Below are 21,780 nucleotides of genomic sequence, written 5' to 3' on the forward strand. Positions count from 1 at the left end.
CACGAGGTCAAGCAGAAAAGCCCGTCAGCGGGTCAGCAGTGCGACGCACTCCACGTGGTGGGTCATCGGGAACAGGTCGAACGCCCGGATGTCGGCCAGCCGGTAGCCGTGCTCGGCGAAGATCGCGACGTCGCGCGCCAGGGCCGCCGGGTCGCAGGCGACGTACGCGACCGCGCGCGGCGCGCGGTCGACGACCTGCTCGACCACGGCCCGGCGGGCGCCCTCGCGCGGCGGATCCAGCACGACCAGGTCGAAGGGCTCGTCGAAGGCCGTGGCGAGGACCTTGCCCACGTCGCCGGACTGGACGACGACCCCCGGGCTGTTGCGGGCCGAGAGCTTGGACGCGGCGGCATCGCCCTCGATCGCGACCACCCGGCCGGACTCCCCGACCGCGTCGCGCAGGAAGGCGGCGAACAGCCCGACCCCGGCGTACAGGTCGAGGCACCGCTCCCCCGGCTGCGGCTGGAGCATCTCGAGGACCGTCGTGACGAGGACGTCGGGGGCACCGGGGTGCACCTGCCAGAACCCGTCGGCGGCGACCTGGAAGTGCCGGCCGAGCGCACGGTGGTCGGACGGCTCCGGCGACTCGATCAGGCAGTCGTCGATCGCGACGAGGTCGTTCGACCGGTGCTTGCGCATCGCCCGGCCACCGCCGGGGAGGGTGACGTAGCGCTGACGGGTGCGCCAGCGCAGCCCGTCGTCGTCACCGGGCACCGCCTCGACCTCGACGTCGCTCTCGATCCTGGCCAGTCGGGCGAGCTGCTCGCGCACCACCGCGGTCTTCAGGTCCCGCTGCCGCGGCAGCGCGACGTGCTGGAAGTCGCAACCGCCGCACCTCCCCGGGCCGGCGTACGGGCACGGGGGCTCGACGCGGTCGCCGGAGGCCTCGAGCACCTCGACGGCGTCGCCCCGCCAGAACCGGTCGCCCTCGGTGCCCTCGGTGATCTCGACGACCACCCGCTCGCCGGGGATCGCGTGCCGGACGAAGACGACGCGCGACTCCGGCGGGTCCAGCCGCACGATGCAGTGGCCGCCGTGCGCGACCGGGCCGACGACCGCCTCGAACCGCGCGCCGACCCGCGAGGCACCGCGGGCCTGCTTCTGCCGCACCGGTCGCCTAGCCATGGGAGGTCACTCGTCGTCCCGCGGGATCTGCCGGTCCCTCGAGCGCTCGGGCACGTTGCCCATCCGCAGCCCGGGCCGCACCCAGGCGCCCTCGCGCTCCTCGCGCTCGCGCACGATCTGCGACGAGCGCAGCTGGTACGGCACCGACGTCACCATCACGCCGGGCGCGAACAGCAGCCGGCCCTTGAGGCGCAGCGCGGTCTGGTTGTGCAGCAGCTGCTCCCACCACCGGCCGACGACGTACTCGGGGATGTAGACCGCGACGACGCCGCGCGGGTTCGCCCGCTTGATCTCCATCGCGTAGTCGACGATCGGGCGGATCAGCTCGCGGTACGGCGAGTGCAGCACCTTGAGAGGAACGTCGAGGTTGCGGTCGTCCCACTCCTCGAGGAGCCGATCGGTCGCAGCGTTGTCGACCGAGACGTAGACGGCCTCGAGGACGTTGGGCCGGGTGGCCTTGGCGAACGCGAGCGCCCGCAGGGTCGGCTTGTGCAGCTTGCCGACCAGCACGATCGCGTGCACCCGGGTCGGGAGGAGCTTGTCCTCCTCGTCGGCGGCCAGCTCGGCCTCGACGTTGTCGTAGTGACGACGGATCCCGCGCATGATCAGGAAGAACGCCACCATGCCGAGGATCGCGATCCAGGCCCCGGCGAAGAACTTCGTGATCAGGACGACCACGAGCACGACGGCGGTGAGGCCGAGACCGAAGGTGTTGATCGCGCGCGAGCGGAGCATCCGACGGCGTTCCGACGGGTCGGTCTCGGTCTTCAGCTTGCGGGTCCAGTGCCGGATCATGCCGAGCTGGCTGAGGTTGAACGAGACGAAGACGCCGACGATGTAGAGCTGGATCAGCTTCGTGGTCTGGGCCTCGAAGGCGACGATGAGCGCGATCGCCACGACCGCGAGGAACACGATGCCGTTGCTGTACGCGAGCCGGTCGCCACGCGAGCCCAGCGCCCGCGGCGCGAGCCCGTCGCGGGCCAGGATCGAACCGAGGACCGGGAACCCGTTGAACGCGGTGTTGGCCGCGAGCACGAGGATGATGCCGGTCACCGTGACGACGAAGTAGAAGCCCGCCGGGAAGCCGTCGAAGACGCCGGCGGCGATCTGGGAGATCACGGGGTGCTGGTCGTAGTCGTCCGGCACGGCGTCACCGGTCGCGGTCCGGAGCTGGTCGAGGTGGTGCGGGTCGACGTACCGGATGCTCATCTGCTGGGCGAGCACGATGACGCTCATCATCATCGTGATCGCGATCAGGCCGAGCATCAGCAGCGTGGTCGCGGCGTTGCGACTCTTCGGCTTCCGGAAGGCCGGGACGCCGTTGGAGATCGCCTCCACCCCGGTCAGGGCCGCGCAGCCCGAGGAGAAGGCGCGCGCGAGCAGGAAGATCATGGCCGCCTGGGAGATGGGGTCCTCCCAGCCGTCCTGCGGCTGGATGCGCAGGCTGGCGCTCTCCGCGTCCGGCAGGTCACCCGCGAGCATCCGCATGAAGCCGTAGGCGCACATGCCCAGGATCGCGACCATGAAGAGGTAGGTGGGGACCGCGAAGAACGTGCCGGACTCGCGGACGCCGCGCAGGTTCACCGCGGCCAGCAGGATCACCGCGGCGACGGCGACGGTCACCTCGTGCCCGATCAACGCCGGGATGGCGCTGGCGCCGTACTGCGCCGCGTTGGAGATCGACACCGCGACCGTGAGGACGTAGTCCACGAGCAGTGCGCTCGCCACGGTCACCCCGGCGTTGCGGCCGAGGTTGACGGTCGCGACCTCGTAGTCACCCCCGCCCGACGGGTAGGCGTGCACCGTCTGCCGGTACGACGCGACGACGGTCAGCATCACCAGGGCGACCGCGAGGCCGATCTTCCAGGACCAGGTGTAGGCCGACACTCCGGCGATGCCCAGCATGATGAAGATCTCGTCCGGGGCGTAGGCCACCGACGAGAGCGCGTCGCTCGCGAAGACCGGGAGCGCGACCCGCTTGGGGAGAAGGGTCTCGCCCAGCTGGGAGCTGCGCAGCTTGCGCCCCAGCAGGATCCGTTTGGATACGTCGCCGACTCCCACGTCGGGAAACGTTAGCGCCATCGCGCCAGCGAGGGCGCTGGTGGTGGTCGAGCGAGCCGCGCGACCGAGGAACGAGGTCGCGACCGGCGTGTCGAGACCGATGAAGTGGCGACGCTGTAGCGTCTGCCACGTGCACGTCGTGATCATGGGTTGCGGACGCGTCGGCTCGACGCTGGCGCGCAGTCTCGAGGACCGCAACCACACCGTGTCGGTGATCGACAGCGAGCCCGACGCCTTCCGGCGCCTGGGCCCTGGGTTCAACGGCGACAAGATCACCGGCTACGGCTTCGACCAGGCGGTCCTGGAGAAGGCCGGCATCCGCCGCGCCGACGCCTTCGCCGCGGTCTCCAGCGGTGACAACTCGAACATCATCGCCGCGCGGGTCGCGCGCGAGACGTTCGGCATCCAGCAGGTCGTCGCCCGGATCTACGACCCGGGCCGCGCCGAGGTCTACCAGCGTCTCGGCATCACGACGGTCGCGACCGTGAAGTGGACCGCCGACCAGGTGCTGCGCCGGATCCTCCCGGCCGGCGCCGAGCCGGACTTCCGTGACCCTTCCGGCACGATCCGCCTCGACCAGGTCCCGGTCAGCGAGCCGTGGATCGGCCACCGCACCGTCGACTTCCAGATGCAGTCGAAGAGCCGGATCGCCTGGATCGACCGGCTCGGCGAGGGCATGCTCCCCACCCGCGACACCGTGATCCAGGAGGGCGACCTCCTGCACCTGGTGATGCGCGAGGAGAACGCCGCGCACGCCTACAAGGTCATCGACGCAGGCCCCGACGAGAGCTAGGAACACAGTCATGCGCGTCGCCATCGCCGGAGCGGGAGCCGTCGGCCGCTCGATCGCCCGGGAGCTGATCGGGAACGGTCACCAGGTCCTGCTCATCGACAAGAACCCCGGCTCGATCAAGCCCGAGCGGGTCCCGGACGCCGAGTGGCTGCTGGCCGACTCCTGCGAGATGTCCTCGCTCGAGGAGGCCCGGCTCGACCGCTGCGACGTGGTGATCGCCGCGACCGGCGACGACAAGGCCAACCTGGTGACCTCGCTGCTCGCGAAGACCGAGTTCGGCGTCCCGCGCACCGTCGGCCGGGTCAACCACCCGAACAACGAGTGGCTGTTCACCGAGGCCTGGGGCGTCGACGTCAACGTCTCCACCCCGCGGATCATGTCCGCGCTGGTGGAGGAGGCCGTCACGGTCGGCGACCTGGTGCGGCTGTTCACGTTCCGCCAGGGCAACGCCAACCTCGTCGAGATGACGCTGCCCGCGGACTCGCCGTACGTCGGGAAGCCGGCCGGGCTGATCCCGTTCCCGGAGAACTGCGCACTGGTGACGATCCTGCGCGACGGCCAGGTCTACGTGCCGGACGCCGAGCAGCCCATCGAGGCCGGCGACGAGCTGCTGTTCGTCGTCCCGGCCGACATCGAGGACAACCTCGAGCGGCTGCTGGCCCCGTCAGCCCACGGCGGCTAGGCCGCTTCAGGGGAGAACACGGGCGTCTTGTTGCGCCCGAGCACCCACACCATCGCGCCGAGCGCGGCCAGCTGGAGCGGCCAACCCATCGCGATCTTGAGGATCCCGAGCAGCGCGACCGCGCGGTCGGCGTCCATGGCGTCCGAGTGCGCGGCCAGCCAGATCGGCGCCTGGACGACCACGCGGACCAGGCACGGCACGGCGAGCAGCCAGGTCAGCGTCGTGCAGAGCTTCACGACCTGCTTGTCCTCGTGCCACGCCGTCGGGTCACCGGTGACACTGCCGACCATGAAGCCGACCAGCGGCCAGCCGATCAGGCAGGTCAGGCCGAGCACCACCGAGTAGCCGGCGTTGTAGATGATCCCGGGCAGGAAGTACGCCAGCGCCTGGTCGTCCTCGCTGCCGCCCTGGCGCGCGGAGATGGTGACGAACAGCCAGCCGATGCCGATGCCGACGAGCGCGTTGACGACGAACTGCACCGTCGAGCGCTGCACCAGCCGGGCCACCAGGAGCACCAGCGCGATCGCGATGCTGGCGGTGAGCGCGTAGCGCAGCTCCTTGGTCGTCAGCCAGATGACGGTGAAGACGATCGTCGGGACGGCTGCCTCGACCATGCCGCGCCGGCCGCCGAGCGCCCGGGAGATCTGGGCCCGGACGACCGCCTCGACGGTGTCGACGGTCGCGGGTGCGTGCTGCTGCTCGCTCACGGCATCAGCTCGTAGCGCGGGTTGTACATGATCCGCTGGCCGTCGTGCTGCCCGATCCGGCCCTGGATCTCCAGCGACCGACCCGGTGCGATGCCGGAGATCCGGCGACGGCCCAGCCAGACGACCACGATGGAGCCGGTGCCGTCGTCGAGCTCGGCCTCGAGAGCCGGTACGCCGCCGCGCGGGCGCAGCGTGACCGTGCGCAGCGTGCCGCGCAGTCGCACGCGCTCGCGGTCCGGCGCCTCGCCGATCCGGTTCAGCCCGTCGTCGGCGTAGGTCTTGCGCAGGTCGCGGGCGTGCTGGTCGGTGCTGCTCGCCCACCTGCTGATGCTGCGCCGCAGCCGGCTCTTCTCGGGCACGTGGTCAGCCGTTGCTCGGGACCTGCAGCGGCAGCTCGGTGCCGGGGGGCATCGGCTGGTCGCCGCGGCGGACGACGACCTGCTCGACGATGCTGCTCCACACCTCGTTGGCGACCTCGTCGACCGCGGGCCGGCCCAGCATGGTGACCCGCAGCATCCAGCGCTCGCCGTTGATGCCGACGATGCGCGAGGCCTGGGTGCCGGTGCGGCCGTCCTCGGTCTTCACGGTCAGCTGGCAGACCAGCTCGGTGCCGAAGCGGCCCTCGCGCTCGCTGGCGGTGCCGCCGCGCTGCGCGAAGTCGGCGGCGATCCGCGGGCGCACCTCGGACCACAGGTCGCCGTTGCGGGTGGCCGCGAACGCGCGCAGCTCGATCGCACCGTCCTCCTGGGTCAGCAGCGCCGAGCGGACCTCCTGGGTCGCCTCGTCGATCTGCAGCCGGAGCTCGAAGCCCTCGGCGCCCGGGATCAGCAGCGAGCCGATGTCGAGGCGCGGGACGTCGTCGGCGGGGACGTCGTTGATGTCGTACGGGCCGCCGGTGCGGGCCGGGCTCTGGGTCTCGTCCTCGGGCGTGGTCTCGGCCGACGACTCGACGTCCGGCTCGACGGGGTCGGCGGACTTGCGGCGGAACTTCACGAACACTCCTCGGTCGGACATGGAACGGGGGCGTGCAGGACGGTCAGGACGGACCGAAGCCTCCGGTAGAACCGTAGCCCCCGTCCCCACGGATCGAGTCGGGGAGTTCCCCGACCTCGCTGAACCGGGCGCGCTCGACCCGCTGGATCACCAGCTGCGCGATCCGGTCGCCTCGGCGCAGCTCGATCGGCTCGCGCGGGTCGAGGTTGATCAGCATCACCTTGATCTCGCCCCGGTAGCCCGCGTCCACGGTGCCCGGGGTGTTCACGATCGACAGCCCGTGCTTCGCGGCCAGGCCGGAGCGCGGGTGCACCAGGGCGACGTACCCCTCGGGCATCGCGATCGCGATGCCCGTCGGCACCATGGCCCGCTCCCCCGGCGCCAGGCTCACGTCGACGGTGGTCAGCAGGTCGGCGCCGGCGTCGCCGGGGTGGGCGTACGACGGCAGCGGCAGGTCGGCGTCGAGCCGTCGCACCAGGATCTCGAGGTCAGGCACGTCGCCGGACCCTACCCGCAGCCGCCGAAGGCACCAATGGAAGGATTCGCCCGTGACCCGCACTCCTGCCTACACCGAGCGCCTCGGCGTCCCGCTGCGCTGGTGGGTGCAGGGCACGATGCTGGTCGCGATGCTCTGGCTGGCGGTGCTGGTCGCGACACCCGCGCCGGTCGCGTGGCTGATCACCGTCGTGTCGCTCACGCTCCTGTGCTTCTGCCTGTGGGCGTTCGGCAAGGCCCGGATCGTCGTCGCCGACGGCGAGCTGCGCGCGGGCCGGGCGCACATCGCGGCCCACCACCTCGGTACGGCGACGCCGCTGGACGCCGAGCAGACGCGGCGTACCGCCGGCGTCGACGCGGACGCCCGCGCCTACCTGCTGCTGCGGCCGTACCTCAAGCGCGCGGTCAAGGTCAAGATCACCGACCCGGCCGACCCGGCGCCGTACTGGCTGCTGAGCACGCGCAACCCCGAGGAGCTGGCGCAGGCGCTGAACGCGCTGACGCACGTCGGCTGACGTCCCTCCCGCTGGGTAGGGTGCGGCCATGGCATCTGACTCGAAGGCATGGGGCGCGCTCACCGTCGTGGCCACCCTCGGCGCGGTCGCGCTGGCGAAGAAGGTCACCGACGTGTCCTGGCGGGCCGCCACCGGCAAGAACCCGCCGATCAACCCGGCCGACCCGGACGTCGACATGACCGAGGCCGTGCTGTGGGCGGTGTTCAGCGGTACCGCGGTCGGTCTCGTGCGGATGGCCGTCCAGCGCAAGACCGCCCTCTACTACCAGCGCTCGACCGGGCACCTGCCCGGGCAGGTGCAGGCCGACGGCAAGTAGCCCACCCAACGAGAAAGGGCCGCAACCCGGCGGGGTTGCGGCCCTGTTCGTGTCTTACGCGCAGTCCTTGCAGATCATCTTCTTCGGATCCGCCAGCTGGCTGCGGTGGTGCACCAGGAAGCAGCTCATGCAGGTGAACTCGTCGTCCTGCTTCGGCTTCACCTCGACCGCGAGCTCCTCGTGCGAGAGGTCCGCGCCCGGCAGCTCGAAGGACTCGGCGGCTTCCGCCTCGTCCTCGTCGACCTTGCCGGAGTTCTTGTCGTGGCGGCGGGCCTTGAGCTCCTCGATGCTCTCCTCGGACTGCTCGTCCTCGTTCTTCCGCGGTGCGTCGTAGTCAGTCGCCATCGTTCTTCCAACTCCCCTGAGCCATCACTTCGTGTTGCGCCGTTCGAGCGCCAGATCATGCACTATCGAGCACGCTTTTCGCACTTCGCATCCACGGCGCGGAACGTGAACATCGGGTGAACGCGGACTATTCCCCCGATTCGGGTGAGAACCCCGCATTACGGACGGCAGTGAGCAGTTGATCGAACCCGTCCGCCGGCCCGCACACCACCAGATCCGTGCCTCCGATACCGGGGACTGTCTCCAGTCGAGCACCGGCCAAACGCGCGATGAGACCACCGGCCGCATGATCCCAGATGTTCACGCCCTCCTCGAAGTACCCGTCGACGGCCCCTTCGGCCACGTGGCACAGGTCGAGGGCGCAGGAACCGAGCCGGCGCACGTCGCGGACCTTGCCGATCAGACGGGCCAGGGCGGCGGCCTGCAGCTCCCGGATCCCGCTGTCGTAGTTGAAGCCGGTGACCAGCAGCCGCAGCGACAGCGGGACGGTCTCACGTACGGCGATCGGCTCGCCGTCGCGGGTGACGCTGGCCGGGGCCCCGCCCTGGGCGGCGTCGTCGGCCCGGTGGCCGACGTACTCCGCGCCGGAGGCGACGTTGAGCACCACGCCGGCCACGACCTCTCCGTCGCGCTCGGCCGCGATCGAGACGGCGTACTGCGGCAGGCCGTAGAGGAAGTTCACGGTGCCGTCGATCGGGTCGACCAGCCAGCGGACCCCGGAGCGGCCGATCAGGTCGTCGCCCTCCTCGCCGAGGATGCCGTCGTCGGGGCGCGCGGCGGTGAGCAGGTCGCGGATCAGCACCTCGCTGGCACGGTCCGCCTCGGTGACGATGTCGACGGCGCTGGACTTGGTGGCCGCGACCGTGACCTCGCCGGCCCGCCGATCCCGGACCAGGTCCGCGGCCTGACGGGCGACGTCGAGCGCGAGGGCGGCCAGGTCGGCGTTGGACGTCACGAGTCGGCTCCGGCCAGCGCGGGGCGGTCGGCTCGCGGGTTCGGACAGCAGCCGACCGGGCAGCGGTCCCAGCACGGGCCCCAGGCGCCGACCGACGCACGGGCGACCTCCTCGCCGCGCTCGACCGCCGCACGCTCGAGCAGCAGGTCGCGGACCGTGGCGACGAAGCGCGGGTCGATCCCGGCCGTCGCGGCGCGGGTCGCGGGCAGCCCGAGCTTCTCGGCAGTCGCGAGCGCCTCGGTGTCGAGGTCGTAGACGACCTCCATGTGGTCGGAGACGAAGCCGATCGGCACCATCACGACGGCGGCCATGCCCGCGGCGTGCAGGTCCTCGAGGTGGTCGTTGACGTCCGGCTCCAGCCACGGCGTCTGCGGTGACCCGGACCGCGAGCAGAACACCAGCCGGTGGTCGTGGCGCCGGCCGGTCTCCTGCCGCACCCGGTCGACGATCGCATCGGCGACGCTGAGGTGCTGCTGGACGTAGGCCTGCCCCTCGGGCCCGCTGGTGTCGTTCATCGCATCCGGGATCGAGTGGGTGACGAACGCGAGGTGCGCGGTGTCGCGGACGTCGGGGGGCAGCTCGGCCAGCGCCGCGAGCGTCGCGTCGACCATCGGCTCCACGAAGCCCGGGTGGTTGAAGTAGTTCCGGAGCTTGTCGAGCACCGGGGCCCCCTCGACGCCGTCGACCGCGTCGAAGAGGTTCTCGCGGTACTGCCGGCAGGAGGAGTACGACGAGTACGCGCTGGTGACGAAGCACGCGGCCCGGCGGACGCCGTCGGCGGCCATCTGCGCGACGGTCTCGGTGAGGTACGGGTCCCAGTTGCGGTTGCCCCAGTAGACCGGCAGGTCGATGCCGGCGCCGGCCAGGTCCTCGCGCAGCGCGGCGAGGAACGCGCGGTTCTGGTCGTTGATCGGCGAGCGGCCGCCGAAGCCGAAGTAGTGCTCGCCGACCTCCACCAGCCGCTCCCGCGGGATGCCGCGGCCCCGGGTGACGTTCTCCAGGAACGGCACCACGTCGTCGGGCTTCTCCGGGCCTCCGAACGACACCAGCAGGACGGCGTCGTACGGCGTGGGGTCAGGGGTCATGACAGCCATCCTAGGAACGGATGGTTATCGATTGGTCCCGGAGCGTCGGCCACCGATAGCGTCTGCGAGTGTTCTCGTCGTACCGCCGGATCCTGAGCTATCCCGGCACCTTCCGCTTCTCGATGATCGGCCTCGTCGCACGACTGCCGATCTCGATGGTCGGCCTCGGCATCGTGCTGCTGGTCTCGGCCGCGCGGGACTCGTACGGCGTGGCCGGCGCGGTGTCCGCGGCGTTCATGATCGCCAACGCCGGCTTCGCGATCCTGCAGGGCCGGCTGCTCGACCGGATCGGCCAGGCGACGGTGCTCGCGGTGGCGAGCGTCGGCTTCGGCCTCGGGACCTCGCTGCTGGTCACCTCGGTCCAGGCGGACTGGCCGATCGCGACGTCGTACGTCTTCGCCGCCGTGTCCGGTGCGTTCCTCCCGCAGATCGGCTCCAGCGTGCGGGCGCGCTGGTCGTACGTCCTCGACAAGCCGGCGGAGCTGCAGACGGCGTTCGCCCTCGAGGCCGTGCTCGACGAGGCCGTGTTCATCGTCGGCCCGATCCTGGTCACGCTGCTCGCCACCACCTGGCACCCGGTCGCCGGCCTGGCCGTCGCGATCATCGCCTGCGTGGTCGGCACCCTCGCCTTCTCGGCGCAGCGCTCGACCGAGCCGCCCGCGCACGCGCGCGCCGGCACCTTCGGGCCGCGCGTGGAGATGCCGTGGCGCACGGTCGTCCCGCTCGCCGTGGTGGCCGGGGCGCTGGGCGTGCTGTTCGGCGCGGCCGAGGTCACCACCGTCGCGTTCGCCGACGAGCAGGGCCACAAGGCGTGGTCCGGCGGACTGCTCGCGCTGTGGGCGCTCGGCAGCCTGACCGCCGGCATCATCACCGGCGCGATCCACTGGCGCAGCGGCCCGGCCACCCGGGTTCGCTGGGGCGCGCTCGCGATGGCGTGCGCGATGTCGCCGCTGTACTTCGTGGGCTCCCTGCCCCTGATGGGTGTCGCGCTCCTCGTCGCCGGCTTCGCCATCGCGCCGACGATGATCGCGACGATGTCGCTGACCGAGGAGGCCGTGCCGTCCGGCCGGCTCACGGAGGGCATGGCGATCATGCAGACGGGGCTGGTCATGGGCGTCGCTCCCGGGGCCACGCTCAGCGGCCTGGTCGTCGACCACCAGGGCGCGTCCGCGGCGTACCTCGTCTCGGTCGCGGCGGGCGTCGTCGCCGCCGTCGCGGCACAGCTGATCCCTCGCTCCGGCCCCGGTGTGACCCAAGTTACTGACGGGTCTACTATCGCCGCGTGACTGAGCAGAGCAACGCCGGGTGGGTGAACTGGTCCAGGCTGGAGACCGCGCGTCCGGAGCGCGTGGAGGAACCGGCGGACACCGCCGCGATCGTGGCCGCCGTCGAGCGCGCCCGCACCGAGGGCACGACGCTGAAGATGGTCGGCACCGGCCACAGCTTCACCGCGATCTCCGCACCCGAGCACACCATGCTCCGCCCGACCCGGCTCGGCGGGATCCTCGACGTCGACCGCGACGCGATGACCGTCACCGCGCTCGCCGGCACCCAGCTCAAGGTGCTCAACGCCGAGCTCGAGGCGCTCGGCCTGAGCCTGCACAACATGGGCGACATCGCCGAGCAGACGCTGGCGGGCGCCACCTCGACCGGCACCCACGGCACCGGTGGCATCGCCGCGTCGCTGTCCGCGCAGATCTGCGGCCTGCAGCTGGTCACCGGCACCGGCGAGGTCGTCACCGCGACCGAGACCCAGAACCCGGAGATCCTCGAGTTCGCCCGCGTCGGCATCGGCGCGCTCGGCGTCCTGACGACGATCACGTTCCGCGTCGAGCCGCTGTTCGTGCTCGAGGCCAACGAGACGCCGATGAGCTGGGACGAGGCGCTCGACGGCTTCGACGAGCGCACGGCCACGCACCACCACGTGGACAGCTACTGGTTCCCGCACACCGACCGGATGCTCACCAAGACCAACGACCGCCTCGACATCGCGGTGTCCGAGGCAGAGCCGCTGTCGCGGCTGCGCTACTGGTGGGACGACGAGTTCCTGTCGAACAAGCTCTTCGGCGGCCTCAACAAGGTCACCAACCGCTTCCCCGGCACGATCCGGAAGTTCAACCAGGTCTCCAGCCGGATGCTGTCGTCGCGCTCCTACAGCGACGCCGCGCACAAGGTGTTCACCGCGCCGCGTGACGTGCGGTTCCGCGAAATGGAGTACGCCGTCCCGCGCGAGGCCGGCCTGGCCGCGCTCCGCGAGGCCCGCGCCGCGATCGACGCCTCCGACCTGAACATCACGTTCCCCGTCGAGATCCGCACGACCCCGGCCGACGACATCCCGCTGTCGACGTCGACCGGCCGCGACTCGCTGTACCTCGCGTTCCACACCCACGTGGACGCCGACCACCTGACGTACTTCGCGCTCCTCGAGCCGATCATGCGCGCCCACGACGGCCGCCCGCACTGGGGCAAGGTGCACACCCGCTCGGCCGCGGACCTGGCGCCGGCGTACCCGCGCTTCGGCGAGTTCCTCGCGATGCGCGACAAGCTCGACCCGGAGCGGGTGTTCGCGAACCCCTACCTGCGGCGGGTGCTCGGCGACTGATCTCGCGACGGCACTCGATCACCGAAACCCGTTCGTCGGTCGAGTAGCGAGACCTAGGACTTCCGGTTGTAGAGCCGCAGCGCGATCGGGGCGAAGACAGCGGTCGTGACCGCCGACAGCACCAGCACGATCGTGATGTCGCCGGCGTCGGCCGCGCCGTTCATCAGCCCACGCGCGGCCTCGCAGAGCAGCGTGACCGGGTTGATGTCGACGAACTTCTGCAGCCAGCTCGGCATCGTCTCCGGCGGCGCGAAGACCGAGCTGATGAACGTCAGCGGGAACAGCACCATCATCGACACGCCCATGACGGCGTTGGGGGTGCGCACCTTCAGTCCGACGATCAGCCACAGCCAGCTCAGCGAGAAGCAGAAGACGAGCAGCAGGAGCACCGCCAGCAGCACCCCGGAGACGCCGCCCGGAGCGCGGTAGCCGATCACGACGCCGACGGTCAGCACCATGATCGAGGCCAGGCAGTAGCGCAGCGTGTCGCCGAGCAGGGCACCGACCAGCAGCGAGGCCCGCCACACGGGCAACGACCGGAACCGGTCGAACACGCCCTTGTCGATGTCGGTGTTGATCGTCAGGCCGGTGTACATCGTGATGAACACGACCGTCTGGGTCAGGATGCCGGGCAGGGCGTACTGGAGGTAGTCCTGCGTCGATCCCGCGATCGCCCCACCGAAGACGTAGGTGAACATCAGCGTGAAGAGGATCGGGAACATCGTCACGTCGAAGAGCTGCTCGGGGACGTGCTTGATCTTCAGCAGCGCCCTCCAGCCGAAGGTCAGCGAGGACCGCACGGCGTTCGCGGGCTGCGGCCGTTCGCCGGAGCCGAGCGCGGCGATCACACCGGCGTCGAGCGCCGGGGCGTCCTGGGAGCGCGTGGCCTGGGTCGTCATGCTGCGTCCTCCTCGTCGTTGCCCGCGGCGTCGTCCTCGGCCGGCCGGCCGGTCAGGGCGAGGAAGACCTCGTCGAGACTGGGCTGGCCCAGGCTGTACTCGCTGATGACCAGGCCACGCTCGCCCACCCGGTGGAGCGCGGCCGCGACGCCGGACGGGTCGCCGACCCGCAGGCTGATGGCCGCCCGGTCGGACTCGAGCACCGGCTCGGCCCCGAGCGACTCGGCCAGCAGGCGCGCCACCTCCTCGCGACTGGCAGGGTCGGCCACGCGGACGTGGACCGCGCCGGACCCGACCGAGGCCTTGAGCTCGCCGGTGGTGCCCTCCGCGATCACCCGGCCGTGGTCGATGACCGCGATCCGATCGGCGAGCTGATCGGCCTCCTCGAGGTACTGCGTGGTCAGGAGCACCGTGGTGCCCGCGCCGACCAGGCCGCGGACGATCTCCCACACCTGGTTGCGGCTGCGTGGGTCGAGCCCGGTGGTGGGCTCGTCGAGGAACATCAGGTCCGGGCGGACCACGATCGACCCGGCGATGTCGATCCGGCGCCGCATGCCGCCGGAGTACGCCTTCACCTGCTTCTTGATCGCGTCCCCCAGCCCGAAGGCCTCCAGAAGCTCGACCGCACGCGCCTTCGCCGCCGGTCGCGAGTAGCCGTAGAGCCGGGCCAGCAGGACGAGGTTCTCCAGCCCGGTGAGGTCCTCGTCCAGCGAGGCGAACTGGCCGGTCATCGCCACGCGGGCCCGGACCTTCGCCGGCTCGCGGGCGACGTCGTGGCCGAGGACGGTGGCCGTGCCGCCGTCGGGCACCAGCAGCGTCGCGAGCATCTTGATGGTCGTGGTCTTGCCGGCGCCGTTGGGCCCGAGCACGCCGTACACGCCCCCGGTCGGGATCGCCAGGTCGACGCCGTCGACCGCCCGCTGCTCGCCGAACACCTTCACCAGGTCGTGGGTCTCGATCGCGAGGTCCATGCCGTTCATCCTGACATCGACCACCGACAGTGGGCCCCTCCGTGCTTGCTCATGCTGGTCCCGACCGGCCGGCGGGCCGAAACTCATCGCTCCCGGCGTCAGACGCTCGCGGGCCCGGTCGGCACGGGCGCCTGCCAGTGCCGCCAGATCGCCAGCAGCCGCCAGACGATGCACAGCCCGCCGCCGGTGAACGCGACGACCGCGAACGGGACGCTGTCGAGGTAGCTGCCGACCACGACCACGATCGCGCCGGCCAGGGCCGGGATCGCGTAGAGATCGCCGCGGAACACCGCGGGCACCCGGCCGGCGAGCACGTCCCGCATGACACCGCCGCCGATGCCGGTGACCATGCCGAGCAGCGCGGCGGGCGCGGGCCCGAGGCCGGCGTCCAGCGCCTTCTGCGCGCCGGTCACGCAGAACAACCCGAGGCCGAACGCGTCGAGCACGTTGATCGACGGCTCCACCTTGCCCAGCGCCGGGTGGTAGACGAACGCCACCATCCCGGCCACGAGCGGCACCGCCAGGTACCGCCAGTCGACCAGCGCCGCCGGCGGGGTCCGACCGATCAGCACGTCGCGCAGCACGCCCCCGCCGAGGCCGGTGATCCCGGCGAGCACGAGGACACCGAACACGTCGAGGTTCTTGCGCACGGCGACGAGGGCGCCCGCGATCGCGAACACGAAGATGCCCAGCAGGTCGAGGACGACCAGCGGGGTGGAAGGCTCGGTCGATAGCACAGTGGGAAGCGTAGGGCGCGCGGGACACGCTCCCCGCCCCCGCGCCTCCGCTGGCGTAGGCTCGGCGCACCGAAGACTCGGACGAACGATGGGACAGGAGCACGACCACCGATGGCGCACCTCACGCTCGCCGGAGTGAGCGACGACGGGTCGCGCCTGCTCCTGGTCGACGACGAGGGTGTCGAGCACGACGTCGAGATCGACCAGCGTCTCCGGACCGCCCTGGGCGGAGAGTCCCGCCGATTGGAGAACAAGATGGACAGTGCCCTCCGTCCCCGTGACATCCAGACCCGGATCCGGGCCGGCGAGACGCCGGAGACGGTGGCGCAGGCCGCCCAGACGTCCGTCGACAAGATCATGGCGTTCGCGGCGCCCGTGCTCGCCGAGCGCGAGCACGTCGCGCAGCGCGCCCAGCGCTCGTCGGTACGCCGGCCCGAGGGCACCGGTGGCGCCCGCGCGCTCGGCGACGCCGTCGGCGCCCACCTGCGCTCGCTCAACGTCGACCCCGACTCCGTCGAGTGGGACGCCTGGCGCCGCGAGGACGGCCGCTGGCCGCTGACCGCGTCGTACTCCCTCGAGGGGCGCAGCGGCACCGCCGAGTTCCTCTTCGACGCCCCGGGCAACTACGTCACGATCGAGAACGACGATGCCCGGTGGCTGGTCGGCGAGGCGGTCGCCGAGGCTGCGGCCGAGCCGGTCGCCGACGACCTGCGCCAGGCCCGCCAGCGCCGCCTCAGCGCGGTCGGCGAGCTGGACGACCAGCTCCCGCTCGGCGACGACGCCATCGACCTGGTCACCGAGCAGCCGGTCGAGGCGTTCCTCGAGACCGAGGAGCCCACCGACCCCGAGGTCGCCGCCGAGGCGGCCGAGCTCCGCGAGGAGGCCGAGGAGGCCGCCGCCGAGGACGACCTCCACGAGAAGCAGGAGCACCAGGAGCCGCAGCGCCGCGAGGTGAAGAAGACCCGCGGCCGGGCCTCGGTCCCGAGCTGGGACGAGATCATGTTCGGTGGCGGCAAGTCCGAGTAGGCACCCGTCATGATGGGGCGATGACGACCTACTCCGGCACCGACGAGTTCGAGGGCGCGACGTTCGTCCGGGCGAGCTTCAAGGGTGCGACCTTCCGGTACGCCGACGTCAGCGGCGTGACCATGCGCAGCGTCGACGTCGGCGGGCTCGACCTCGACAGCCACGACCTGGCGTTCGGCACCCTCATCGTCAACGGCGTCGACGTGGTGCCCCTGGTGGAGGCCGAGCTCAACCGGCAGTTCCCGGGCCGCGAGCTGCAGAAGTCCGAGACGCCCGAAGGCCTGCGCGAGGGCTGGCTGGCGGTCCAGGCCGCGTGGCAGGAGACGGTGGCGAGCACGCCGCCGGAGCTGGTGGACACCCACGTCGAGGACGAGTGGTCGCTGGCGCAGACCCTGCGCCACCTGGTCCTGGCGACCAACGCCTGGCTCGGCGGCGCGATCCGGAGGGAGGAGCAGCCGTTCCACGAGCTCGGCCAGATCTTCACCGGGGCCGACAGGATGGGCTTCGACATGTCGATCTTCCGCCTGGAGCAGCCGACGTACGACGAGGTCCTCGCCGTCCGTGCCGAGCACCAGCAGCAGGTGACCGACTTCCTGGCCGCCGCCACGCCGGAGCTGCTGGCCGAGGAGCGCGACAACCCGTGGGGTGGCGGCGACTGGCACCCCACCGTCGGCGACTGCGTGCGGGTGATCCTCGAGGAGGAGTGGGCGCACCTGCGCTACATCCGGCGCGACCTCGCCCTGCTGCGCTGAGTCAGTCCTCGGTGGTGTCCTGCCACGTCACCGGGTCGGCCACGTAGATCTCCTGACCGACCTGCGGGTCCCGCGCATGCAGGACGTGGAAGCCGGGCGAGAACGGACCGCCCAGGTCGACGACGCTCGCGCCGGCGCCGTGCACGCCACGGACGACATGCGAGGGCGCCGTCAGGTCCATGCGGGACACGACGCCCGGCGTCGCCCACACCGGTACGCCGCCGAGCAGCCCGGTCAGCTGGAGGTGGAAGTGCCCGCACAGGACGGCGACGACGTCGGTCCCGGCGATCACCTCGGCCAGCGCCTCCCCGTTGCGCAGGCCGGCCGCCGTCATCCACGGCGCGGTCGGGGTGGAGATCGGCGGGTGGTGGAGCGCGAGGACGGTCCCCGCGGGTGCGGGCTCGCGCAGGAGCTCGCGGAGCGCCTCGAGCTGCGCGCGGCCGAGCATCCCGTGGCCCGAGCCCGGCACCAGGCTGTCGAGGGTGACCAGCCGCAGGCCGCCGTGGGAGCTGACGGCCGCCCGCTCGTCGTCCACGCCGTCGAGCAGGACGCCGATGTCGGTTCCGTCGGCGCCCCGGTGTCCGGTGCCCAGCGCCTCGGCGAACTCGGGGCGCCGGTCGTGGTTGCCGGTCGTGTAGACGTGCGGGATCCCGCGCTCGGCGGCGAACCGGCCGACCCGGTCGCGCGCGAGCTCGCAGCCCGCGACCGACGCGTCGTCAGCGATGTCGCCGGTGACGACCACGAGGTCCAGGTCGGTGAGGTGGCGGCAGTCGTGGAGCAGCAGGTCGAGCGCGCCGAGGGCGTCGACGCCCTCCTCGTCGAAGCCGCTCGCGGTCAGGTGGGTGTCCGACAGGTGCAGGATCCGGTGGGCCACGGCGTCAGCCCGTCGCGACCGGTCGCGCCGGGTCGGTGATCCAGCCGGACCAGCTGCCCGGGTACAACGCCGCCGGGATCCCGGCCACCTCGAGCGCGATGATGTCGTGCACCGCGGTGACGCCCGAGCCGCAGTAGACGGCGACCTCCTCGTCGCCGGTCACCCCGGCGGCGGCGTACAGCGCACGCAGCTGGTCGGCGGTCCGGAACCGGCCGTCCGCCGCGAGGTTCGTGGGGGTCGGGACGTTCACCGCGCCGGGGATGTGCCCGGCGACCGGGTCGATGGGCTCGGTCTCGCCGCGGTACCGCTCCGGTGCTCGCGCGTCGACGACGACCGGTACGCCGAGCACGCCGTCCGCCTCCACCACCGGCATCCCGCCCGGACGCGACGTGAAGTCGCCCGGCTCCGGTGCCACGGCGACCGCCTGCACGGCTCCCCCGGCCGCGCGCCAGGCCGGCCAGGCGCCGTCGAGCACCCGCACGTCCGGGTGGCCGTGGTAGCGCAGCAACCACCAGGCCCGGCCGGCGGCCAGGCCCGACCAGTCGTCGTACACGACCACCGGGCGGTCGTTGCGGACGCCGGCGGCGCGCATCGCCGCCTCGAACACGGCCGGATCCGGCAACGGATGCCGGCCACCGGCACCCGGCGGCGAGGCGAGCGCGGTGTCCAGGTCGACGTACACGGCCCCGGGCACGTGCCCGGCGCTGAACTCGGAGACTCCCCCGGCACCGCCCATCCGGTAGCGGACGTCGAGAACAGTCACTTCTCCCAGCGATTCGCGCAGGTCGGTGACGGAGATCAGCGGGGAGCCCATGAGAGGATTCTGCCCCGTGGCTGAACTGCACTTCTTCACCGGCACCATGGACTCCGGCAAGAGCACCCTGGCGCTCCAGACCAACCACAACCACGCCGCGCGCGGGCGGATCGGCCGCATCTTCACCACCCGCGACCGCGCCGGCGAGTCGATCCTCTCGAGCCGCCTCGGGCTCACGCACGACGCCATCGAGGTCGACGAGGACTTCGACTTCTGGCGGTACGTCGTCGACTCGCTCACCCGCGGCGGCCGGATCGACTACCTGATCTGCGACGAGGCCCAGTTCTACCGGAGCGCCCAGATCGACCAGCTCGCCAAGATCGTCGACGAGCTCCAGATCGACGTGTTCGCGTTCGGCATCCTCACCGACTTCCGCACCCAGCTCTTCGAGGGCAGCAGCCGGCTGGTCGAGCTCGCCGACCGGATGAACGTGCTCCAGGTCGAGGCGCTGTGCTGGTGCGGCAAGCGCGCCACCCACAACGCCCGCACCGAGAACGGCGTGATGGTCGTCGAGGGCGAGGTCATCGTCGTCGGTGATGTCGACAAGGTCGACGAGGTCCCGGCCGACGTCGCCTACGAGGTCCTCTGCCGCCAGCACCACCGCCGCCGGCTCACCGCGGCCCGCGCCAAGGCCGTCAGCCTCGCACCGGAGCCGCTCCCGTTCGGCTAGGGATTTCCCTCTTCCCGGCCCGGCGCCGGACCCCTAGGTTGTGACGGTGATCACGCCTCGGGTTGCCGCCGTCCTGACCACCCTCGCCGCCGCCGTCACGCTGCTGACGACCACCGCACCGCCCGCACAGGCCGACGGCCCAGGGGTCGGTACGCCGTGGGTCGTCACGCTGGGTGACTCCTACATCTCCGGCGAGGCCGGCCGCTGGGCCGGCAGCAGCAACGCCTCGTCGGCGCGCGCCGACGCGCTCGGGGCGTCGGCGTACTTCGACAACGCGAGCGGTACGGCGGAGACGATCAACCGCTGCCACCGCAGCAAGGCGTCCGAGGCGTACGTCGGCGGCGGCGTGAACGGGCTCAACCTCGCGTGCTCGGGCGCGCGGACCACGACCAGCAACGGCGACAACTTCAAGCCCGGTCTGGACTTCTACGACAACGGGGCCGGCCAGCAGGGCCAGGCGAGGATGCTGCAGGGCTTCGCCACGAACCACCGGGTCGGCATGGTGGTGGTGAGCATCGGCGGCAACGACTTCAAGTTCGCCGACGTCGTGCAGTCGTGCGTGATCGACTTCCTCGCCTCCCCGACCTGGTGGAAGGACTACTGCTACGACGACAGCTCGGTGAAGGCGAACTTCACCGCCGCGAACGTCGCCGCCGTACGGTCCCGGATCAAGACCGCGCTGCTGAACGTCGCCACCGCGATGCGCAACGCCGGCTACGCCGACTCGCAGTGGACGCTGCTCGTGCAGAACTACCCGAGCCCGATCGCCCGCGGCTCCGGCTTCCGCTACTCCGAGAGCGGCTACACCCGGCAGAGCACCGGTGGCTGCGGCTTCTGGAACAAGGACGCCGACTGGGCCAACGACACCGCACTCCCGACGATCAACGGCGCCGTCTTCGGAGCGGTCGCCGACACCGGTCTCACGAACACCCGCACCCTCGACCTGTCCTCGGCCTTCAACGGCCGCCGGCTCTGCGAGAACACCGTCGGGCTCTACGAGGAGCGCGGCATCGCGAACTGGACCAGCCCCGGCGCCGTCGACCAGACCGAGTGGATCAACCAGATCCGCACGGTCTCGACCTGCTGCTCGAGCAGCCCGTACTACATCCAGGAGTCGCTGCACCCGAACTACTGGGCCCAGCTCGCCACCCGCTCCTGCGTCCGCCAGGCCTGGAACGCCGGCACCCCGCGCAGCGGTAAGTGCTCGATCGCCGGGACGGGGCTGCTGAACGGCGAGCCGAGGATGAGCCTGAACTAGCTGACCAGCATCGGGATCAGCATCTCGTCGGGCGTGAGCGAGCCGTGCAGGCCGACCAGGGTCGCTTCGTACGGGAAGTCAGCGGTCGACAGGATCGCGGTGTCGCCGTGGCAGGCGACGAGCACGTCGCCGAGCCGCGGCAGCACCGACGGCGTGACCGCGCCGAACCAGCCGCGCCCCACCGCGTCCTCGCGGGTGAGCACCTCGGCGCGCGCCCCGAGCAGCTCGGTCCAGGTGGCGACCACGTCGGCGACGGCGCCGCCGTGGCAGTAGAGGTGGCGGAACCGCGCCTCGCCGCCGAGCAGCGCCACCCCGGTGCGCAGGTCGAGGTGCTCGTCGACATCCACCCGGCTCTCGGCCGGCGAGTCGACCATGCCGTGGTCGGCGACGACCACGAGGCGCACGTGCGGGGGCAGGGCCTCACGGAGCTGCTCGGCCTCGGCGTCGACCATCGACAGCTGCTGCAGCCACTGGCTGGACGCGACGCCGTACTTGTGACCGGTCCAGTCGAGGTCGCCGTCGTACAGGTAGGTCAGCGACTGCCGCTCGGCCGAGGTCGTCAGCGCCGCCGCGATCCGCTCGCCCACCTTGTCGGCGCCGATGTAGTCCGCGCCCCGGTGCGCCGCGACCGTGAGGCCGCTGCCGCGGAACTCGCGCTTGTTGACCACGGTCGCCGAGCCGCCGCCCTCGCGCAGCCGGCTGAACGCCGTCTGGTTTGGCTGCCACTCGAGCGGGTCGACGTCCTTGTCCCACAGCAGCGCGTTGAGCAGCTTGCCGGTGCCGGGCACCCGGGAGGTGAAACCGACCAGCCCGTGCGCTCCCGGCGGCAGGCCGGTGCCGAGCGAGGTCAGGCTGGTCGCGGTCGTGGAGGGCACGCCGGCGGTCCCGGGCTGCTGGTCGACGAGCAGCGAGGCCAGGAACGGCGCGGCGTGGGAGTACCGCTCGAGCAGACGGGCGCCCAGGCCGTCCACGAGGAAGACGACGTACGCCGACGCCTCGGGTAGCTCGAGCCCGGTGGGCCGGTCGACCACGTCGAGGCCGAGCGCCGCCGCGACGGCAGGCACGACGTCCCCGAGTGACCGGTCGCCATACGCCGGCTGCAGGA

25 protein-coding genes are annotated in these 21,780 nt (G+C 71.6%); 10 read left to right on the top strand and 15 right to left on the bottom strand.

The window, feature by feature from the left end; translation table 11 throughout:
* Nucleotides 1-24: 24 nt before the first annotated feature.
* Nucleotides 25-1,125: a class I SAM-dependent RNA methyltransferase gene (locus MJ604_RS22345; protein ID WP_243060928.1), complete on the bottom strand. Its 1,101-nt coding sequence runs from the start codon at nt 1,123-1,125 to the stop codon at nt 25-27.
* Nucleotides 1,126-1,131: 6 nt separating this feature from the next.
* Complete coding sequence (locus tag MJ604_RS22350; protein ID WP_374458367.1) at nt 1,132-3,207, bottom strand: APC family permease; 2,076 nt, start codon at nt 3,205-3,207, stop codon at nt 1,132-1,134.
* A gap of 79 nt (nt 3,208-3,286) precedes the next feature.
* Here MJ604_RS22350 and MJ604_RS22355 point away from each other — a divergent pair, with 79 nt between their 5' ends.
* Nucleotides 3,287-3,979 (top strand): TrkA family potassium uptake protein, encoded by a 693-nt coding sequence (locus MJ604_RS22355; protein ID WP_279236502.1) that lies wholly within the window; start codon nt 3,287-3,289, stop codon nt 3,977-3,979.
* Nucleotides 3,980-3,989: 10 nt separating this feature from the next.
* The gene (locus tag MJ604_RS22360) at nt 3,990-4,661 is read left to right on the top strand and encodes a TrkA family potassium uptake protein (RefSeq protein ID WP_243060931.1); all 672 of its coding nucleotides are present in this window, start codon (nt 3,990-3,992) and stop codon (nt 4,659-4,661) included.
* Here the strand turns inward: MJ604_RS22360 and MJ604_RS22365 are convergent.
* From MJ604_RS22365 to dut, 4 genes are read right to left on the bottom strand one after another with little or no spacing between them, the layout of a single operon-like run.
* A complete protein-coding gene (locus MJ604_RS22365; RefSeq protein WP_243060932.1) occupies nt 4,658-5,368 on the bottom strand; it encodes a DUF3159 domain-containing protein in 711 nt (236 codons plus the stop codon). The two genes, MJ604_RS22360 and MJ604_RS22365, sit on opposite strands and share 4 nt — an antisense overlap.
* Complete coding sequence (locus MJ604_RS22370) at nt 5,365-5,727, bottom strand: OB-fold nucleic acid binding domain-containing protein (protein WP_243060933.1); 363 nt, start codon at nt 5,725-5,727, stop codon at nt 5,365-5,367. The genes MJ604_RS22365 and MJ604_RS22370 overlap by 4 nt, the downstream gene beginning before the upstream one ends.
* 4 nt (nt 5,728-5,731) lie before the next feature.
* Nucleotides 5,732-6,361 carry a DUF3710 domain-containing protein gene (locus tag MJ604_RS22375; protein WP_243060934.1) on the bottom strand — a complete coding sequence of 210 codons (630 nt, stop codon included), beginning with the start codon at nt 6,359-6,361 and terminating at the stop codon, nt 5,732-5,734.
* A gap of 43 nt (nt 6,362-6,404) precedes the next feature.
* Nucleotides 6,405-6,857, bottom strand: coding sequence for a dUTP diphosphatase (gene dut / locus MJ604_RS22380; RefSeq protein ID WP_243060935.1), 453 nt, complete (start codon nt 6,855-6,857; stop codon nt 6,405-6,407).
* Between the two features lie 52 nt (nt 6,858-6,909).
* Here dut and MJ604_RS22385 point away from each other — a divergent pair, with 52 nt between their 5' ends.
* Both MJ604_RS22385 and MJ604_RS22390 read left to right on the top strand, forming a co-directional pair.
* Nucleotides 6,910-7,371, top strand: a complete 462-nt coding sequence (locus tag MJ604_RS22385) for a DUF3093 domain-containing protein (protein WP_243060936.1) — start codon at nt 6,910-6,912, stop codon at nt 7,369-7,371.
* 28 nt (nt 7,372-7,399) lie between these two features.
* Complete coding sequence (locus tag MJ604_RS22390; protein WP_243060937.1) at nt 7,400-7,687, top strand: DUF4235 domain-containing protein; 288 nt, start codon at nt 7,400-7,402, stop codon at nt 7,685-7,687.
* 54 nt (nt 7,688-7,741) lie between these two features.
* On the opposite strand, the gene MJ604_RS22395 is transcribed toward MJ604_RS22390, so the two are convergent.
* The 3 genes from MJ604_RS22395 to MJ604_RS22405 all read right to left on the bottom strand — a co-directional run bounded on the left by MJ604_RS22395 (nt 7,742) and on the right by MJ604_RS22405 (nt 10,081).
* A complete protein-coding gene (locus MJ604_RS22395) occupies nt 7,742-8,032 on the bottom strand; it encodes a DUF4193 domain-containing protein (protein ID WP_243060938.1) in 291 nt (96 codons plus the stop codon).
* Nucleotides 8,033-8,159: 127 nt separating this feature from the next.
* Nucleotides 8,160-8,987, bottom strand: a complete 828-nt coding sequence (locus tag MJ604_RS22400) for an inositol monophosphatase family protein (RefSeq protein WP_243060939.1) — start codon at nt 8,985-8,987, stop codon at nt 8,160-8,162.
* Nucleotides 8,984-10,081: a ferrochelatase gene (locus MJ604_RS22405; protein WP_374458368.1), complete on the bottom strand. Its 1,098-nt coding sequence runs from the start codon at nt 10,079-10,081 to the stop codon at nt 8,984-8,986. Before MJ604_RS22405 ends, MJ604_RS22400 begins: the two co-directional genes overlap by 4 nt.
* A gap of 59 nt (nt 10,082-10,140) precedes the next feature.
* Here MJ604_RS22405 and MJ604_RS22410 point away from each other — a divergent pair, with 59 nt between their 5' ends.
* Nucleotides 10,141-11,358 (top strand): MFS transporter, encoded by a 1,218-nt coding sequence (locus MJ604_RS22410; RefSeq protein WP_243060941.1) that lies wholly within the window; start codon nt 10,141-10,143, stop codon nt 11,356-11,358.
* Complete coding sequence (locus MJ604_RS22415; protein WP_243060942.1) at nt 11,355-12,674, top strand: D-arabinono-1,4-lactone oxidase; 1,320 nt, start codon at nt 11,355-11,357, stop codon at nt 12,672-12,674. Before MJ604_RS22410 ends, MJ604_RS22415 begins: the two co-directional genes overlap by 4 nt.
* Nucleotides 12,675-12,727: 53 nt before the next feature.
* On the opposite strand, the gene MJ604_RS22420 is transcribed toward MJ604_RS22415, so the two are convergent.
* The 3 genes from MJ604_RS22420 to MJ604_RS22430 form a co-directional block, all read right to left on the bottom strand.
* Complete coding sequence (locus MJ604_RS22420) at nt 12,728-13,573, bottom strand: ABC transporter permease (RefSeq protein ID WP_243060943.1); 846 nt, start codon at nt 13,571-13,573, stop codon at nt 12,728-12,730.
* Nucleotides 13,570-14,544 carry an ATP-binding cassette domain-containing protein gene (locus tag MJ604_RS22425; protein WP_243060944.1) on the bottom strand — a complete coding sequence of 325 codons (975 nt, stop codon included), beginning with the start codon at nt 14,542-14,544 and terminating at the stop codon, nt 13,570-13,572. The genes MJ604_RS22420 and MJ604_RS22425 overlap by 4 nt, the downstream gene beginning before the upstream one ends.
* Before the next feature lie 98 nt (nt 14,545-14,642).
* Nucleotides 14,643-15,281, bottom strand: a complete 639-nt coding sequence (locus tag MJ604_RS22430; RefSeq protein ID WP_243060945.1) for a trimeric intracellular cation channel family protein — start codon at nt 15,279-15,281, stop codon at nt 14,643-14,645.
* Between the two features lie 111 nt (nt 15,282-15,392).
* Here MJ604_RS22430 and sepH point away from each other — a divergent pair, with 111 nt between their 5' ends.
* Both sepH and MJ604_RS22440 read left to right on the top strand, forming a co-directional pair.
* Nucleotides 15,393-16,307: a septation protein SepH gene (gene sepH / locus MJ604_RS22435; RefSeq protein WP_243060946.1), complete on the top strand. Its 915-nt coding sequence runs from the start codon at nt 15,393-15,395 to the stop codon at nt 16,305-16,307.
* Nucleotides 16,308-16,327: 20 nt separating this feature from the next.
* Nucleotides 16,328-17,059 (top strand): DinB family protein, encoded by a 732-nt coding sequence (locus tag MJ604_RS22440; RefSeq protein WP_243060947.1) that lies wholly within the window; start codon nt 16,328-16,330, stop codon nt 17,057-17,059.
* 1 nt (nt 17,060) lies between these two features.
* Here the strand turns inward: MJ604_RS22440 and MJ604_RS22445 are convergent, their stop codons facing one another.
* Nucleotides 17,061-17,933, bottom strand: coding sequence for a metallophosphoesterase (locus MJ604_RS22445; RefSeq protein WP_243060948.1), 873 nt, complete (start codon nt 17,931-17,933; stop codon nt 17,061-17,063).
* 4 nt (nt 17,934-17,937) lie between these two features.
* Nucleotides 17,938-18,747 (bottom strand): sulfurtransferase, encoded by an 810-nt coding sequence (locus MJ604_RS22450; RefSeq protein WP_243060949.1) that lies wholly within the window; start codon nt 18,745-18,747, stop codon nt 17,938-17,940.
* Between the two features lie 16 nt (nt 18,748-18,763).
* Here MJ604_RS22450 and MJ604_RS22455 point away from each other — a divergent pair, with 16 nt between their 5' ends.
* Both MJ604_RS22455 and MJ604_RS22460 read left to right on the top strand, forming a co-directional pair.
* Nucleotides 18,764-19,417, top strand: a complete 654-nt coding sequence (locus MJ604_RS22455) for a thymidine kinase (RefSeq protein ID WP_243060950.1) — start codon at nt 18,764-18,766, stop codon at nt 19,415-19,417.
* Nucleotides 19,418-19,463: 46 nt separating this feature from the next.
* Nucleotides 19,464-20,675, top strand: coding sequence for a hypothetical protein (locus MJ604_RS22460; RefSeq protein WP_243060951.1), 1,212 nt, complete (start codon nt 19,464-19,466; stop codon nt 20,673-20,675).
* On the opposite strand, the gene MJ604_RS22465 is transcribed toward MJ604_RS22460, so the two are convergent.
* Entirely contained in the window at nt 20,672-21,739 is a 1,068-nt protein-coding gene (locus MJ604_RS22465; protein ID WP_308194170.1) for an alkaline phosphatase family protein, read from the bottom strand. The genes MJ604_RS22460 and MJ604_RS22465 overlap by 4 nt on opposite strands.
* Nucleotides 21,740-21,780 lie beyond the last annotated feature (41 nt).

The organism is Nocardioides sp. SR21, from assembly GCF_022761125.1.
Classification (GTDB): Bacteria; Actinomycetota; Actinomycetes; order Propionibacteriales; family Nocardioidaceae; genus Nocardioides.